The organism is Nonomuraea sp. NPDC050404, from assembly GCF_040655495.1.
Lineage (GTDB): Bacteria > Actinomycetota > Actinomycetes > Streptosporangiales > Streptosporangiaceae > Nonomuraea.
On sequence record NZ_JBFAKB010000008.1, the window covers coordinates 160,426 to 175,340 of the forward strand.

The 14,915-nt window shown below is 72.0% G+C and carries 17 protein-coding genes; 13 read left to right on the forward strand and 4 right to left on the reverse strand.

The features are described from left to right. Nucleotides 1-107 precede the first annotated feature (107 nt). Entirely contained in the window at nucleotides 108-1,124 is a 1,017-nt protein-coding gene (locus AB0I81_RS23870; RefSeq protein WP_360660068.1) for a hypothetical protein, read from the forward strand. A 37-nt stretch (nucleotides 1,125-1,161) separates the two neighbouring features. Here the strand turns inward: AB0I81_RS23870 and AB0I81_RS23875 are convergent, their stop codons facing one another. The 4 genes from AB0I81_RS23875 to AB0I81_RS23890 form a co-directional block, all read right to left on the reverse strand. Further along, complete coding sequence (locus AB0I81_RS23875) at nucleotides 1,162-2,274, reverse strand: hypothetical protein (protein WP_360660070.1); 1,113 nt, start codon at nucleotides 2,272-2,274, stop codon at nucleotides 1,162-1,164. Further along, nucleotides 2,271-2,789: a SigE family RNA polymerase sigma factor gene (locus AB0I81_RS23880; RefSeq protein ID WP_360660072.1), complete on the reverse strand. Its 519-nt coding sequence runs from the start codon at nucleotides 2,787-2,789 to the stop codon at nucleotides 2,271-2,273. Before AB0I81_RS23880 ends, AB0I81_RS23875 begins: the two co-directional genes overlap by 4 nt. 94 nt (nucleotides 2,790-2,883) lie before the next feature. Next, nucleotides 2,884-3,186 (reverse strand): hypothetical protein, encoded by a 303-nt coding sequence (locus AB0I81_RS23885; RefSeq protein WP_360660074.1) that lies wholly within the window; start codon nucleotides 3,184-3,186, stop codon nucleotides 2,884-2,886. Nucleotides 3,187-3,247: 61 nt separating this feature from the next. Further along, entirely contained in the window at nucleotides 3,248-3,658 is a 411-nt protein-coding gene (locus tag AB0I81_RS23890) for a cupin domain-containing protein (protein ID WP_360660076.1), read from the reverse strand. 150 nt (nucleotides 3,659-3,808) lie between these two features. Between AB0I81_RS23890 and AB0I81_RS23895 the strand changes: the two genes are divergently transcribed. The 12 genes from AB0I81_RS23895 to AB0I81_RS23950 all read left to right on the forward strand — a co-directional run bounded on the left by AB0I81_RS23895 (nucleotide 3,809) and on the right by AB0I81_RS23950 (nucleotide 14,912). Further along, nucleotides 3,809-4,378 carry a carboxymuconolactone decarboxylase family protein gene (locus AB0I81_RS23895; protein WP_360660078.1) on the forward strand — a complete coding sequence of 190 codons (570 nt, stop codon included), beginning with the start codon at nucleotides 3,809-3,811 and terminating at the stop codon, nucleotides 4,376-4,378. Between the two features lie 87 nt (nucleotides 4,379-4,465). Next, on the forward strand, nucleotides 4,466-5,377 hold the full coding sequence (locus AB0I81_RS23900) for a LysR family transcriptional regulator (RefSeq protein ID WP_360660080.1): 912 nt from the start codon (nucleotides 4,466-4,468) through the stop codon (nucleotides 5,375-5,377). Nucleotides 5,378-5,381: 4 nt separating this feature from the next. Then, nucleotides 5,382-6,296, forward strand: coding sequence for a VOC family protein (locus AB0I81_RS23905; protein WP_360660082.1), 915 nt, complete (start codon nucleotides 5,382-5,384; stop codon nucleotides 6,294-6,296). Then, nucleotides 6,289-7,734 carry an NAD-dependent succinate-semialdehyde dehydrogenase gene (locus AB0I81_RS23910; RefSeq protein WP_360660083.1) on the forward strand — a complete coding sequence of 482 codons (1,446 nt, stop codon included), beginning with the start codon at nucleotides 6,289-6,291 and terminating at the stop codon, nucleotides 7,732-7,734. Before AB0I81_RS23905 ends, AB0I81_RS23910 begins: the two co-directional genes overlap by 8 nt. Before the next feature lie 2 nt (nucleotides 7,735-7,736). Then, nucleotides 7,737-8,528: a fumarylacetoacetate hydrolase family protein gene (locus AB0I81_RS23915; protein ID WP_360660085.1), complete on the forward strand. Its 792-nt coding sequence runs from the start codon at nucleotides 7,737-7,739 to the stop codon at nucleotides 8,526-8,528. Beyond that, nucleotides 8,525-8,896: a VOC family protein gene (locus AB0I81_RS23920; protein WP_360660087.1), complete on the forward strand. Its 372-nt coding sequence runs from the start codon at nucleotides 8,525-8,527 to the stop codon at nucleotides 8,894-8,896. Before AB0I81_RS23915 ends, AB0I81_RS23920 begins: the two co-directional genes overlap by 4 nt. Before the next feature lie 10 nt (nucleotides 8,897-8,906). Then, nucleotides 8,907-9,674 carry an alpha/beta hydrolase gene (locus AB0I81_RS23925; protein ID WP_360660089.1) on the forward strand — a complete coding sequence of 256 codons (768 nt, stop codon included), beginning with the start codon at nucleotides 8,907-8,909 and terminating at the stop codon, nucleotides 9,672-9,674. Further along, nucleotides 9,671-10,120, forward strand: a complete 450-nt coding sequence (locus tag AB0I81_RS23930) for a heme-binding protein (RefSeq protein ID WP_360660091.1) — start codon at nucleotides 9,671-9,673, stop codon at nucleotides 10,118-10,120. The genes AB0I81_RS23925 and AB0I81_RS23930 overlap by 4 nt, the downstream gene beginning before the upstream one ends. Nucleotides 10,121-10,149: 29 nt before the next feature. Continuing rightward, on the forward strand, nucleotides 10,150-11,166 hold the full coding sequence (locus AB0I81_RS23935; RefSeq protein ID WP_360660093.1) for a hypothetical protein: 1,017 nt from the start codon (nucleotides 10,150-10,152) through the stop codon (nucleotides 11,164-11,166). 201 nt (nucleotides 11,167-11,367) lie between these two features. Beyond that, nucleotides 11,368-12,813 (forward strand): aldehyde dehydrogenase family protein, encoded by a 1,446-nt coding sequence (locus AB0I81_RS23940; protein WP_360660095.1) that lies wholly within the window; start codon nucleotides 11,368-11,370, stop codon nucleotides 12,811-12,813. Next, the gene (gene lhgO, locus AB0I81_RS23945) at nucleotides 12,806-14,011 is read left to right on the forward strand and encodes an L-2-hydroxyglutarate oxidase (RefSeq protein ID WP_360660097.1); all 1,206 of its coding nucleotides are present in this window, start codon (nucleotides 12,806-12,808) and stop codon (nucleotides 14,009-14,011) included. The genes AB0I81_RS23940 and lhgO overlap by 8 nt, the downstream gene beginning before the upstream one ends. 40 nt (nucleotides 14,012-14,051) lie before the next feature. Next, on the forward strand, nucleotides 14,052-14,912 hold the full coding sequence (locus tag AB0I81_RS23950; protein WP_360660099.1) for an amidohydrolase family protein: 861 nt from the start codon (nucleotides 14,052-14,054) through the stop codon (nucleotides 14,910-14,912). The last annotated feature ends 3 nt before the right edge of the window (nucleotides 14,913-14,915 follow it).

The window sequence follows — 14,915 nt, forward strand, 5'->3', positions numbered from 1 at the left end:
GCGACTTCCCCCGACACCTCCGTGACGTCCATGGCGCGGCGAGGGCTGACCGGCCCCGCGCGCCGCCCGGCCGCCGCCGTGGGGGCGGGGACGGTCGAGTGCTGAGCATGCCCGAGACCGACGACGCCCCCGCACCGTCCTCCACCGCGCGCCTGCGGGCAGCCGTGCTGACGGCCGGGGAGGGGCAGAGCCAGGACTCGCCCGAAGGCAGAGGGCCACATGCGCTCAGCGTCGGGCGGATCGGCGGATTGCGCCCGCGCCGCCGCCCCGGCGACGGCGGCGAGGTGCCGGGCCAGGACGTTGACCTGGTGGACGCGCTGGCCCCGCACACCCGCCGCACGGTGGCCGCCTGGCTGCTGGACAAGCAGACGCCGGCCACCCGGCAGGCCAGGCTGCAGGTCCTGGCCTCCTTCCTGCGCTGGCTGCGCACCGTCGAGCCGGAGCTCGAACCGCTCGCCGTCACCGGCGCCCACCTCGAGGCCTACTGCGAGGCGGCGCTGGCCGGTGAGCTCACCACCGGCGTGCGCAACCCCGGCAAGCCCCTCGCGAGGGCGACCGTGACCAGGAAACGCGCCATGTTGTCGTCGTTCTACACCTTCGCCTGGAGCAGCGGCGTCGTACGGCACGACCGCACCCCCGTCTCACGCCCGCCCGCCGCCCGCGACACCTGGACGCCGACCCGCGAGGACCGGCTGCTGCTGCGCAGGGGCATCGCCAAGCTGGCCGCCGACGGCAGGCCCGCCGAGGCCGCCGCCGTCGCGCTGCTGGAGGCCACCGGCGCGCCCGTGGACGCCCTGGCCGGGCTGACCGTGCAGGATCTGCGGGCCGTCACGGGCGGCGAGCCCGCCATCGTGACCATGCACGACGGCCGCGGCGACCTGGTCGCCTTCCCGGTGCCGATGTCGGCCCGCCCGCTGCTGCGGGTGTTGTCGGCCGCGCGGACCGCCGGGGAGCCGCTGATCAGGCGGCCCGACGGCCACCCGGTGGACGTGCAGTGGCTGCGGGCCGCACTCAGTGCCGCGGCCCTGGCCGGCGGCATCCCCAAGCGGCGGGCCGAACTGCTGGACCCCCACATGATGCGCGCCACCACCGTGACCGAGCTGCTGCGCGACCAGGCGACCTGAGCGCGCGCCCCGGCGGTGTCCGCCGCCGGGGCACGTCTCAGTAGACGCCGCCCGCGTTCCCGGGAAGGGTCAGGGTCATGGGGCCAATGTCGTCGTCGTACTCGGCCAGCAACCGGGCCTTGCCCGTGGCGATGTCGACCCCGTACGTCGCAGCGCCCATCTTGCCGCCGACCTTGACGGTGACCTCCCTCGCGCTGCGCCACACGCCGGTGTTGTCGAGCGACTGCCGTGCGGCGGGCAGGCCGCGGATCGCCACCTTCCGCACGGTCCTGCCCGTCTTGGCGTCGAGCACGGTGAGCTCCGGCCTCCTGACCTTCTTGCGACCCGGATGCTCCCACGCGACCACCGTGCGGCCGTCCGGCGCGACCTCGCTGAACATGATGAACGTGCCGTCGAAGCGCACCGGCTTGCCGCCGCCCTTGACCGGCATCAGCCACAGGTCGGTCTTGACGTAGCGGACCAGCTCGACGATCCCGTCCTTGATGGCGACCGCCTCGTACTTGCCGTTGATCGTCGTCCGCTTGCCGGTCCGCGTGTCGATCAGCACGCCGGGGTACTTGCTGCCCTCCTTCGGGTCGAAGACCAGGTAACGGCCGTCGTCGGAGATGACCAGCATGGAGCCGCCCTGGATGTCCTCCTCCCGCACCGTGACCGGCGAGGTCACCTCGGTCCCGGTCACCATGTCACGCACGATGTGCGCCTGCGCCTCGGCGCTGTGGTAGGCCAGCATGCGCCCGTCCCGGCTGATCGCGACGGGCACTCTGGGGTCTCTGGTGGCGACGGTCGCCCGCGGGAGCCGGTACGTCCTGCCGGCGGCGGTCACCACCCGCCACTCCGCCTCAGTGCATTGCTTCGTCGCGGGATCCCACTCGCACGGAGTCTGGTAGGCGTGGCTGAGCTTCCCCACACCTCCCTCGGGCAGGTCGGGCACCTCGGCGCCGCTCGCCGGCACGGTCGCCTGCCCGGCCCGCAACCGCTCCGGCAGCGTCACCGCCAGGCCGGTCACGCCCACCACCACGGCCGTCGTGACGGCGGCGAGCGCCACCGTGGCCCGCCGACGTCGCCGATGCCCGGCGATGGCCGCTTCGGCCAGGTTCACCAGCGGCGCCTCCGCGGCGATGTCGCCCAGCGCCTCACGCAGCCGCGTCATCGAGCCACCTCCTCGATCTCCGGGGTGTTCAGCAGGTGCGCCAGCTCGGGCGCGATCGTGCGCAGGCGGGTCAGCGCGTGGTGGGTCTGGCTCTTGACGTTGCCGACCGAGCAGCCCAGCGCCTCGGCCGCCTGCGCCTCGGTCAGGTCCTCCCAGAAGCGCAGCACGATCACCGCGCGCTGCTTCGGGGTGAGCTTGGCCAGCGCCTGACGCAGCACGATGCGGTCCAGCGCGGCCTCGTCATAGGAGGTGCCCCGCTCGGGCACCTCGGCGCTCGGCAACTCGGGACGCGGCCTGCGCCGCCACGAGATGTACTGGTTGACCAGCGCCTTGCGCGTGTACGCCTCGGGGTTGCCGCCCCTGGACAGCTTCTCCCACTGCCCCACGATCTTGGCCAGGACGCTCTGCAGCAGGTCCTCGGCGAGATGGGCGTCCCCGGTGAGCAGGTACGCGGTCCGCATCAGCGCTTGCTGGCGGGCGAGCACGAACTCCCGGAACCCGTCGTGACGATCCAATGTGATCTCCTCTCGCCCGTTCCCAACGCCATCGGCCGGACGAAAGGTTGCACCCCATGCTCCCCGATGCCCCGGACATCGGGGAGCACCTGGGTCAGGCGCTGAAGCTCGCGGTGCCCGGCATGATGTGCGCGCCGTGGTTCGGCGGGATGGTCAGGGCCGGGAACATGCAGAGTGGGTCGCTGTAGGTCTGGATCTTGCTGTCGGTCTGATTGTTCACGACATGCGCGGAGATGGGGAGCTTGGTGCAGCCGGTGGGGTTGTCATAGGTGGTCAGCGGCTCGAACTCGGTGGAGAAGACGACGACCTGGCCGGTGGCGGCCTGGGCGGGGAGGGTGGTGCCCAGCAGGGTGAGGGCGGCGGCCGCTCCGGCGAGGGCGATTGCGTGACGTGCCATGTGCGGTGGTGCTCCTTTCATAAAGACACCACCAAGTAGATCACAAAGAGTAGTCAAATAACTACTGTGAGCTCATCTTGTCAGCGGGGGAGAGATGCTCCACGGTCACGCCCGTGTCGGTGAAGGTGCGGGTCACGTGCCCCGAGGTGTAGACCCACAGGATCCGCAGCGGCGTCGTGCCCACGTTGCGGAACAGGTGGGGGACCGGCGAGGGGATGTAGGTGGTGTCGAACCGCGTCAGGCGGGTCACCTCGCCGTTCACCAGGACCTCGGCCTCGCCCTCCAGGATCGTCACGTGCTCGTCGCAGTTGTGCGAGTGCATCGGCGCCCCGGTGCCCACGGGATAGACGCTCATGCCGGTGGTGATCCGGTTCTCGCCGCCCGCCACGGACGTCGTCACCAGCGGGGTCGTGGTGATCGCGCCGCCACGGTCCAGCGGGGGGACCTCGGCGGCCTTGATGATCACGGTCACGGGATGTTCCTCTCGTCCGGGTCGTTCGAGGCTAAGCCCGCCGAAGCCACGGGACGTGCAGCTTTACCTTGCACCTGGTGGCCTGTGAGGCGCGGGGCGACGGCTGTAGCGTCAGCCGAAATCCCCCTGCGAGGCAAAGGCTTGTTGCTCATGAGACTTCCCAGCATCGGCCCGGACGAGATGAACGAGCGGCAGGCGGAGGTCGGCGCGCGCATCGCCGGCCGCCGGGGTGCGGTGCGCGGGCCCTTCCGGGTGTGGCTGCACAGCCCCGAGTTGTGCGACCGGGTCGAGGCGCTGGGGGCGTACGTGCGGTTCGAGTCGAGCCTGCCGCCGCGGCTGCGCGAGCTGACGCTGCTGATGGCCGCGCGCCACTGGGACGCGCAGTACTCCTGGAACGCCCACGTGGACAAGGCCGTCGAGGCCGGGCTCGACGCCGAGGCCGTGCGGGCCATCGCCGAGCGCCGCGAGCCGGTGTTCGAGCGGGAGGAGGACGCCGCCCTCTACCGGTTCTGCCACGAACTGCTCGAAGAGCACTTCGTCGGCGACGAGACGTTCAGGGCCGCCGAGAAGCACTTCGGGGCGCAGGGGCTGGTGGACGCGGTCGGTTCGCTGGGCAACTTCAGCATGCTCGGCATGTGCCTGAACGCCTTCCAGGTGGATCTCCAGGCCGACCGCACGCCGCCGTTTCCCGACGTCCACGGTTTCGGGCGGAAAAGATGATCTACTGCTCGGCGGCCTGGCCGGGTACTGTGCCGAACATACGGACAGAATCAAATTCGGTTTGAGGTTTGTCGGGCCGGAGGAGCCATGGATCGTCTTCTCGTCATGCGCAGCTTCGTCACGGTCGCCAAGGTCGGCAGCTTCAGCGGCGCCGCCAAGGCGCTGGGGACCTCGGGATCGCTCATCTCCCGCCATGTGGCCGACCTGGAGAAGCAGGTCGGCGTGCGGCTGGTCAACCGCACCGCCCGGTCGGTCAGCCTGACCGAGCCCGGCCTGCGCTACAGCCAGTTCGCGCAGCGCATCCTCGACGAGATCGACCACGAGGACGCCAACATCGCCGAACTGCACGACCGCCCCGAAGGGCCGCTGTCGATCATCTGCCCCAAGTGGATCGGCAGCCTCGACCTCGGCGACGCCATCGCCGCGTTCTCCGTCGCGCACCCGAGGATCACCGTGCGGTTCGAGCTGGGCGGCATGTCGGACCGCACGTACGACTTCCTCGACAGCGGCTTCGACGTCGCCTTCCACACCCGCGACCTGCGCGACTCCAGCGTACGGCTGAAGAAGATCGCCTCGCTGCCGTTCGTGTTGTGCGCCGCGGAGTCCTACATCAAGGAGCACGGCGCCCTGGCCTCGCCCAACGACCTGGCGGGCCGCGACTGCCTGGTGCACGTGAACGACCCGGTGTGGCGCATCGGCCACGGCCACGCGAGCACGCTGCACAAGATCCGCAACGTGGTGTTCCAGTCGAACTCCTACATCGCGCTGCAGAAGGCGGCCGTGCACGGGCGGGGCATCGCGCTCATCCCGCACCGCCCCGCGTACGACGACCTCGTGAGCGGCGCGCTGCGGGTCCTGCTGCCCGAACTGGCCGTGCCCGACAGGTCCCTGTACGCGATCTACGGCCCGGCGCAGAACACCCCGCGCAAGGTGAAGGTCTTCCTGGACTTTCTGACGACCTGGTTCTCCGACAATCCGATTCCGGCGTTCACGGGATGAGGCCATGGGAATTCAGCGCATCGAGTCGGTGACCTACAGCGTCACCGACCTGCCCGAATGCGTCCGCTTCTTCGACGATCTCGGGCTGAGGCTGGTGGCGCGCGACGACGTCAGAGCCGTGTTCGAGACGCTCGCCGGGCAGACCCTGCGCCTGGAGGTGGAGTCCGACCGGGACCTGCCGCCGCCCGTCGAGCCCGTGCCGACCATCCGGGAGGTCGTCTGGGGCGTGGACACCGACGACGAACTGCGGGCGCTCGTCGCCAGGGTGGGGGCCGACCGGCCCGTGCGGCGCACGGACGACGGCACGTACCACACCATGGACGAGTCCGGCTTCGGGCTCGGGCTCACCCTGGCCGCGCCCGCCGGGCCGCCGCCGCCCGAGCCGCGCGCCGGCAACACGACGGGCCACGTCACCCGCTGGAACAGGGGCGTGACCTCCGTCGGACGGGTCCGGCCGCTGCGCATGTGCCACGTCGCGCTCAACATCCGTAAGGAGGGACGCGAGGCGGCGGTCGCCTTCTACGTCGACCGCCTGCGCTTCACCCCGACCGACATCGTCAAGCCGATGGGCGTCTTCATGCAGTGCGAAGGCGACGACGACCAGCACAACCTGCTGCTGTGCCACCGCCCCGACCGGGCCGGGGCCAACCACGTCTCCTTCGAGGTGCCCGGCTTCGACGACGTCATCGAGGGCGGCAACCACATGGTCGGCCGGGGCTGGCGGGAGGCCAGGCGGCTCGGGCGGCACACCGTCGGGTCCAACGTCTTCCGGTTCGTGCACGCGCCCTGCGGCGGGCGCGTCGAGTACGCCGCCGACATGGACCGCGTGGACGCCTCGTACGGCACCCGCGTCCACGAGACCACCCCGCCGCACCACATCTGGACCCTGCGCACCTCACGAGATGGCGACCATGACTGACGCGGACTACCCCCTCATCCAGCTGCACATCGCCGGCGAGTGGCGCCCGGCGGAGACGGGGCGGACCGCCCCGGTGCTGAACCCGGCCACCGAGGAGGTGATCGGGCACGTGCCGCTGGCCACCGCGGCCGACCTCGACCGCGCCGCCGAGGCCGCCGCCGGCGGCTTCGCGGCGTGGCGGGCCGTGCCGATCGCGCGCCGCACCGCGATCCTGCACGACGCCGCCGGCCTGCTGACCGCCAGGAGTGACCGCGTCGCCGCCGTCATGACCCTGGAGCAGGGCAAGCCCCTGGCCGAGGCGCACGGCGAGGTGCTGCGCGTGGCCGGCGCGCTGCGCTGGGACGCCGACGACGCCCGCCGCGCCTACGGCCGCGTCATCCCCTCCGCCCCCGGCACCCTGCTGTCGGTACGCCGCGAGCCCATCGGCCCCGTCGCCGCCTTCACCCCGTGGAACTTCCCGGCCGGCTCGCCCATGCGCAAGATCGCCGCCGCGCTGTCGGCCGGTTGCTCGATCGTCATCAAGGCATCGGAGGAGACCCCGGGCACGGCGTGCGAGCTGGTGCGCTGCTTCGAGGAGGCCGGGGTGCCCGCCGGCGTGCTCAACCTGGTCTTCGGCGAGCCCGCCGAGGTCTCCGCGCGCCTGATCGCCTCCCCGCACACGCGGCTGGTCGCCTTCACCGGCTCGATTCCCGTCGGCAGGCAACTCGCCGCCGCGGCGGGCGCGCAGATGAAGCCCTGCCTGATGGAGCTGGGCGGGCACGCCCCGGTGATCGTCTGCGCCGACGCCGACCCGGTCACCGCGGCCCGCCGCGCCGCCGCCGCCAAGTTCGTCAACGCCGGCCAGGTCTGCACCTCGCCCAGCCGCTTCCTGGTGCACGAGAGCCGGTACGAGGACTTCACCACCGCCTTCACCGAGGCGGCCGACGCCGTCGTGACCGGCGACGGGCGGCGCGAGGGGGTGACGATGGGCCCGCTGGCCAACGAGCGCCGGCTGGCGGCGATGCGGGAACTCGTGGCCGACGCCGCCGCCCGCGGGGCCAAGGTGCTGCGCGGCGGGGAACGCCTGGACGGGCCCGGGTACTTCTTCCCGCCCACCGTGCTCACCGGCGTGCCCCCGGAGTCGAGGGTGATGCGGGAGGAGCCGTTCGGCCCGATCGCGCCCATCGTGCCCTTCACCGACCTGGACGAGGCGCTGGAGGTGGCCAACGCGCTGCCGTACGGGCTGGCCGCCTACGCGTTCACCGAGTCGGCCGCCACCGCCGAACGGCTGGTACGGGGCCTGGAGGCGGGCATCCTGTCCATCAACCACTGCGGCGGCTCGGTGCACGAGGCGCCCTCGGGCGGCGTGAAGTCCAGCGGGTACGGGCGCGAGGGCGGCCCGGAAGGGCTGGATGCCTACCTCGTCACCAAACGCGTCTCCCACCTGCTCGGAGAGTGACCATGCGGTACTGCCGTCTCGCCATCGACGACCGCCCGGCCTGGGGCCGCGTGGACGGCGATGTCGTCCGCCTGCTGCGCGGATCCCCGCTCGAAGGCCGGCCCGCCGACACCGGCAGGGCCGTCCCCCTGGCGCGGGCCCGGCTCCTGCCGCCCGTCATCCCGCCGGTCTTCTACGCCGTCGGCCTCAACTACAAGCGGCACGCCGAGCACGCGCTGGCCGCCGGAAACGCCGCCGCGGTGCCCGACCGGCCCGAGGTCGGCTACCGCGCCAACAGCGCCCTCATCGGCCACGGCGCGGCCATCGTCAAGCCCGCCGGGGTGAAAGGCCGCTTCGAGGCCGAGGGCGAGGTCGTCGCCGTCATCGGCCGCACCCTGCGGCGGGCGAGCCACGCCGAGGCCCAGGAGTCGATCTTCGGCTGGACCATCGGCAACGACGTCAGCGCCCGCGCCTGGCAACACCGGGACCGCACGTTCTGGCGCAGCAAGAACAGCGACACCTTCAAGCCCATGGGCCCGTGGATCGAGACCGACGTCGATCCGCTGACCCAGAGCACCACCATGCGGGTCAACGGGGACGTGCGCGCCGCCTTCCCGACCGGCGCGATGATCTTCGATCCGTACGAGTTCATCGTCGAGACCACCAGGCACATCACGATGCACCCCGGCGACGTGTTGTGGATGGGCGCCGACGGCACCTGCCAGCTGGAGCCGGGCGACGTCGTCGACATCGAGATCAGCGGGATCGGCGTCCTGTCGAACCCCGTACACGCAGAAGAAAGGCAGGGGGCGTGAGCAACCAACCCCGCTACATCCACCACGTGAACTTCCCCACCACCGACGTCGAGCGCACCAAGGAGTGGTACGCCAGGGTCTTCGGCCTCAAGCACATCCCGGCCAAGAGCAACACCCGGGTCCTGCTCATGACGCGCGGCAACTTCGACCTGCACTTCACCCCGGTCGAGGAGATGGACCGGATGGCGCCCTACCACTTCGCGATCGAGGTGGAGGACTGGGAGGGCTTCCTGGCCCACCTCAAGGAGCTGGGCATCCGGCACACCAGGCCCATCGAGCGGCCCGAGAACCAGTCGAAGTTCTGCTACATCCACGACCCCGACCACACCATGATCGAGCTCGTCTACCACGGCAAGCGCCCCGCCTGAGGAGGACCACATGGGCGTCGCCGACTCCAGCGGCACCTCCATCTACTACGAACGTCACGGCCGGGGCCCCGCCGTGGTGTTCGTGCACGGCTCCGGCGGGCACCACGCGGCCTGGTGGCAGCAGGTCGCGCCGCTGCGCGACCGCTACACCGTCGTCACCGTGGACCTGCGCGGTTTCGGCAACTCCGACTCCTCGATGCGTGAGTTCGACGGCCGGGACTTCCCCGGCGACGTCGTCGCCGTGCTGAACCAGGAGGACCTCACCGGCGCGCTGCTGGTGGGCCAGTCCATCGGGGCCGTGGCCGCGCTGCGGGCCGCGCTCATGCGCCCCGGGCGGGTCGGCGGGGTCGTGCTGGCCCACTCGCTGGGCGGCATCGACCATCCCGAGCTGGCCCGGCTGGTGGCCGCGGACCGGGCGCGGGCCGTCAAGCTGCCCGTGCTCGACCGCCTGCTCAGCAAGGACTTCCAGGACAAGCAGCCCGCTCTGACGTTCCTGTTCCAGCAGATGGGCACCTTCAACGTGGCCAAGATGGCCGACCTGCGCAACCTGAACACCGGCGGGCCGGGCATCGAGGAGGTCGTCTCCTCGGGGGTCCCCGTGTGCTTCCTGGCGGGGGAGAACGACGCCGTGCTGAGCGCCGCGACCGTGCGGCGCGCGCACGAGCTGTTGCCCGGCTCCCGCCTGGAGCTGGTCCCGGGCGCCCCGCACTCCATGTACTGGGAGGCGCCCGAACTGTTCAACGACGCGATCATCCGCATCAGGGAGGACCTGGCATGAAGCTCACCCTGGCGGAGGCTGAGGAGATCGTCGCCGCCGCGCTGACCGGCGGACAGGGCCTCGGCAAGGCGTTCAGCGTGGCGGTGGTCGACGCCGGAGGCTTCGTGCTGGTGGTCAAGCGGTCGGACGGGGCCCGGCCGCTGACTCCGGGCATCGCGATCGCCAAGGCCTACAGCGCGGCGGTGATGGAACGGCCCACCCGCATGTTGCGCGCCTGGGCCGACAGCAACCCCGGCTTCTTCGCCCAGCTGTCCACCATGGGGTCCCAGCCCATCGTGGCGACCGAGGGCGGCGTCACGATCAAACGCGACGGCGAGATCCTCGGCGGGCTCGGCATCTCCGGCGGGACGGGGGAGGAGGACCAGCAGGTGTGCGACGAGGTGCTCGGGCGGCTCGGGTACCAGCTCGAATTCCAGGCGTGGGGAGGGGCGAAGCGGAATGACTGACACCTTCGCAGGAGGAAGGGCCGGGCGAGATGGCTGACACCTTCAAGTTCCGCATCGACCATCACGGCAGCCTGGTGCGGCCGCCCGAGTTGCTGGCCGCGCGACGGCAGCACGAGGAGGGCACGCTCGGCGCCGACGGGCTGCGCGCCGTCGAGGACCGGGCCATCGCCGACGTGGTCAAGGCGCAGCGGCGGCTGAACCTGTCCGTCGTCACCGACGGCGAGTTCCGGCGCGAGGACGTGCGCAGCGCCGTCTTCGACCGGGTCGCCGGGTTCCGCAGGGCCGGTTCGGGGTGGGCGGCCGACGGGGAGCTGAAGGCCGATGGGCCGCTGATCGCCGAGGAGGTCGCCGCCGTGGCCGCGCAGACCTGGATCGCGGCCAAGGCCACGCTGCCCTCCCCGGCGTACCTGGCGGGGCGGTGTTTCGCGGAGGGCACGTCGTACAAGAGCGCCAGGGAGCTGGGTGACGCGCTCGCGGAGATCATCCGCGCGGAGATCGAGCTGCTGATCTTCCGCGGGATCCGCTACATCCAGCTCGACAACCCCGACTACGCGGCGCACCTGCTGGGCGGCGCGGACGCCGCCCTGAGCCTGGACGACGCCATCGCGGTCGACACGCGCGCCGTCGGGCTGCCGGACAAGCCGGACAACGTGCGCGTCGGGCTGTGTCCCGTGCGGGCGGCGGACGGGCAGGTGGACGAGGGCGTCGCGGCGCGGCTGTTCGAGCGGGTGCCGGTGGACCGGTGGATCCTGCCGTACTGCGCGGGCACGCAGGCCGAGACGCGGCTGCTGCGCGCGGTCCCGGCCGACCGCGACGTCTGCCTGGGCGTCGTCGATCCCGACCGGCCGGAGCTGGAGGACATCGACGTCATCATGGACCGGATGGACGCCGTGGCCGGGCTGAGGGACATCGAGGACGTGGCCGTCAGCCCGCGCGCCGGCTTCTCCGAGGTGGCCGGGCGCGCCGCCCTCGGCTTCGAGGAGCAGCGGCGCAAGCTGACCCACGTGGAGACCATCGCCCGCATGTGCTGGGGCAACGAGCTCTGACCGCCACACGCACGGCCCGGCGCACCGCACTGTCGGCGGCGCCGGGCCGTTCGGCATGCCCGGGAGGGCCAGGGCGGAAGTGCGGAGCGTGCAAGCAATGCATACCGCCGAGCGCGTGGTCGCGCTCCCGCCGCGTTCTTATCGTTGGCCATCAAGAGCGGCCTCCCGCGCAACCCCCTTCAGCAGTGACGAGGAGAAGTCATGTCCGTGCAGTCCATGGAGATCCTGGCGGGCGGGCGGTGGGTGAGTTCCGGCGCATGGGTGGACGTGTTCGACCCCACCGACACCCGCGCGCCCGTCGCCCGGGTCCCCGCCCTGACCGCCGAGGAGGTCAGGAGCGCCTACGACGACGCGGAGGCCGGCTTCACCACCTGGCGCGCGACCTCGCCGTTCGAGCGCGCCAAGGTGCTGACCGGGGCGGCCGCCCTGCTGCGCTCGCGTGCCGCGCAGATCGCCGACGCGCTGGTCACGGAGATGGGCAAGACCGGGGCGGAGGCGCGCGGCGAGGTCGGCAAGGCCGCCGACTTCTTCGACTACTACGCCGCCGTCGCCCGGGAGGGGTACGGGACGCTGCTGCACGACGCACGGCCCGGCACCGAGACCAGCTTCCGCCACGAGCCGATCGGCGTCGTGCTGGCCATCACCCCGTGGAACGACCCGCTGCTGACCCCGGCCCGCAAGCTCGCCCCCGCCCTCGCCGCCGGGAACGCGGCCGTGCTCAAGCCGGCCGGCGAGACCCCCATGTCCGCGCTGCACCTGGCCAGGGCCCTGGACGACGCGGGCCTGCCCGCCGGGGTGCTCAACGTGGTCACGGGACGTACGTCCGAGATCTCCGAGGCCCTGCTCACCGACCCGCGCGTCGCGGCCGTCACCTTCACCGGCGGGAACGAGGTCGGCGAGCGGCTGCGCCGCACCCTCGCCGCCCGGAACGTCCGCTACCAGACGGAGATGGGCGGCAAGAACGCCACCGTCGTGCTCGCGGACGCCGACCTGGACAAGGCGGCGGACGCGGTCATCGCCGCCGGGTTCGGCCAGGCCGGGCAGCGCTGCACCGCCACCAGCCGGGTCATCGTCGATCGCGAGGTCCACCACCGGTTCGCCGGGATGTTGTGCGAGAGGACGGCCGGGCTGCGCGTCGGGCCGGGCAAGGACCCGGGCACCACGGTCGGGCCGCTGGTCAGCCCGGCCCGGCGCGACAGCGTGCTGGCCGATGTCGCCCGCGCCGTCGAGCAGGGCGCCACGGTCCTGGCCGGTGGCGACGTGCCGGAGGGTCTCGCGCACGGGTGCTACGTCAATCCCACGATCCTGGCGGACGTCACGCCGGACATGGACATCTGGCGGCGGGAGGTGTTCGGCCCCGTGATCGTCCTGCGGCCCGTGGACGGGCCGGCGGAGGCCGTCGCCGCGGTGAACGACTCCGGCTTCGGACTGGCGGCGGCCGTCTTCACCACGAGCCTGGCCGCCGCGCACCACTTCATCGACGCCGCCGAGTGCGGCCAGATCGCGGTCAACACCACCACCTCCGGCTGGGACGTACACCATCCCTTCGGGGGTTTCCGCGACTCCGGCTCGGCCTTCAAGGAGCAGGGGGCGCAGGCGCTGCGCTTCTACACCCGCGTCAAGACCGTCGCGATCCACTATGCGTGAGGCGGTCACCGGCATCGTCGGGGCCGGCATCCTCGGGCTCGCGATCGGCCGCGAGATCACCCGCAGGCGGCCCGGGTCCCGCGTCGTGGTGCTGGAGAAGGAGGACCGCGTGGCCGCGCACCAGACCGGGCACAACTCCGGCGTCGTGCACGCGGGCATCTACTATCCGCCGGGCAGCCTGAAGGCCCGGTTGTGCGGGCGCGGCGCGGGTCTGCTGCGTGAGTACTGCGCGGAGCGGGCGCTGCCGTACGACGAGTGCGGCAAGCTCGTCGTCGCCGTCACCGGCGAGGACGTCACCAGGCTCGACGCCCTGCACGCCAGGGCCGGCAAGAACGCCGTGCCGGGGCTGCGCCGCGTCGGCGCGGCCGAGCTGCGCGAGATCGAGCCGCACGCCGCCGGGCTGGCCGCCCTGCACTCGCCGCGCACGGCCATCACCGACTACCCGCACATCGCCGAGTCCTTCGCCGCCGACATCGAGGCGGCCGGCGGGGAGCTGCGGCTGTCGTACCCGGTCACCGGCGTCATCCGGGACGGCGGACGGCTGCGGGTCGTCTCCGGGGAGCGTGACGTGACGGTCGACCGGCTCATCGTCTGCGCCGGGTTGCACGGCGACGTCGTCTCCGGCCTGGCGGGGGATGCCGCCGCGCCCAGGATCGTGCCGTTCAGAGGAGAGTACCTGCGGGTCTCGGCGGAGAAGGCGTCCCTGGTGCGCGGGCTGATCTATCCCGTGCCCGACCCCCGCTACCCGTTCCTCGGCGTGCACTTCACCCGCCGCGTCTGCGGCGCGGTGGAGGTCGGCCCCAACGCCGTGCTCGCCTTCGCCCGCGAGGGGTACCGGCGCTCGGACGTACGGCTGGCGGACCTGCGCGGCATCGCCGCCTGGCCCGGCTCCTGGCGGATGGCGCGGCGGCACTGGCGCACGGGGATCGCGGAGCTGCGCGGCTCGGTGTCCAAGCGCGCCTACATGAGGGCCGCGCGGCGGTACGTGCCCGAGATCGGCCCGCGCGACGTCGTACGGGCCGGGGCCGGCGTCCGCGCCCAGGCCCTCGACCGCGACGGCGCGCTGGTGGACGACTTCCGCATCCACCGGCTCGGACCCGTCACCGCCGTCCGCAACGCGCCGTCCCCGGCGGCCACGTCGTGCCTGGCCATCGCCGAGCACGTGGTGGACGTCATCGACGGCGCGACCACCCCCTGATCCACGACCGATGGCCACTTCGAGCAGAAGGAAACACACCATGTTCGTCGTCGACTCCCAGGTGCACATCTGGAAGGCAGAGACCCCCGACCGTCCCTGGGTTCCGGGCGCGCGGGAGCGGATCAGGCTCAACGGGCACCGCGAGGACCCGTTCAGTCACCAGGAGCTCCTGTCGCTGATGGACGAGGCCGGCGTGAACCGGGCGCTGATCGTGCCGCCGTCGTGGGAGGGCGACCGCATCGACTACTCGCTGGAGGCGTGCGAGGCGCACCCCGAGCGGTTCGGCGTGATGGCCCGCATCCCGCAGAACGACCCGGTCGAGGGCACCGCGATGTTGCGCGACTTCGCCCGGAACCCGTACGTCAAGGGCACCCGGCTGACCTTCCACCGGCCCCAGGACCGCAACTGGATGATCGACGGCACCAACGACTGGTACTGGCCCGTCGCCGAGGAGCTCGGCATCCCGACCATGGTGCACGCGCCGATCTGGAAGGCCGAGCTGGGCGCGATCGCCGAGCGGCACCCGGGGCTGAAGATCATCATCGACCACATGGGCATCATGGCGCGCTGCGTGGACGACTCGATCGGCTACTGGGTCTCCGAGACGGCCGAGTTGTCCCGGCACCCGAACATCTACGTCAAGGTCTCCGCCCTGCCGGGCTACTCCACGCAGCCCTTCCCCAACCTCAACATCGAGAAGTACGTGCGCGAGATGGTCGACAAGATGGGCCCGGAGCGCTGCTTCTGGGGCACCGACATCACCCGGCTGCTCGGGCACGGGCTGTCCTACGTCGAGACGATCGAGCAGTTCACCAAGCACTTCGACTTCACCGCCGACGAGCTGGAGTGGATCATGGGGAGGGGCATCAGCGAGTGCCTCGGCTGGCCGATGGAGAGCTGAGGC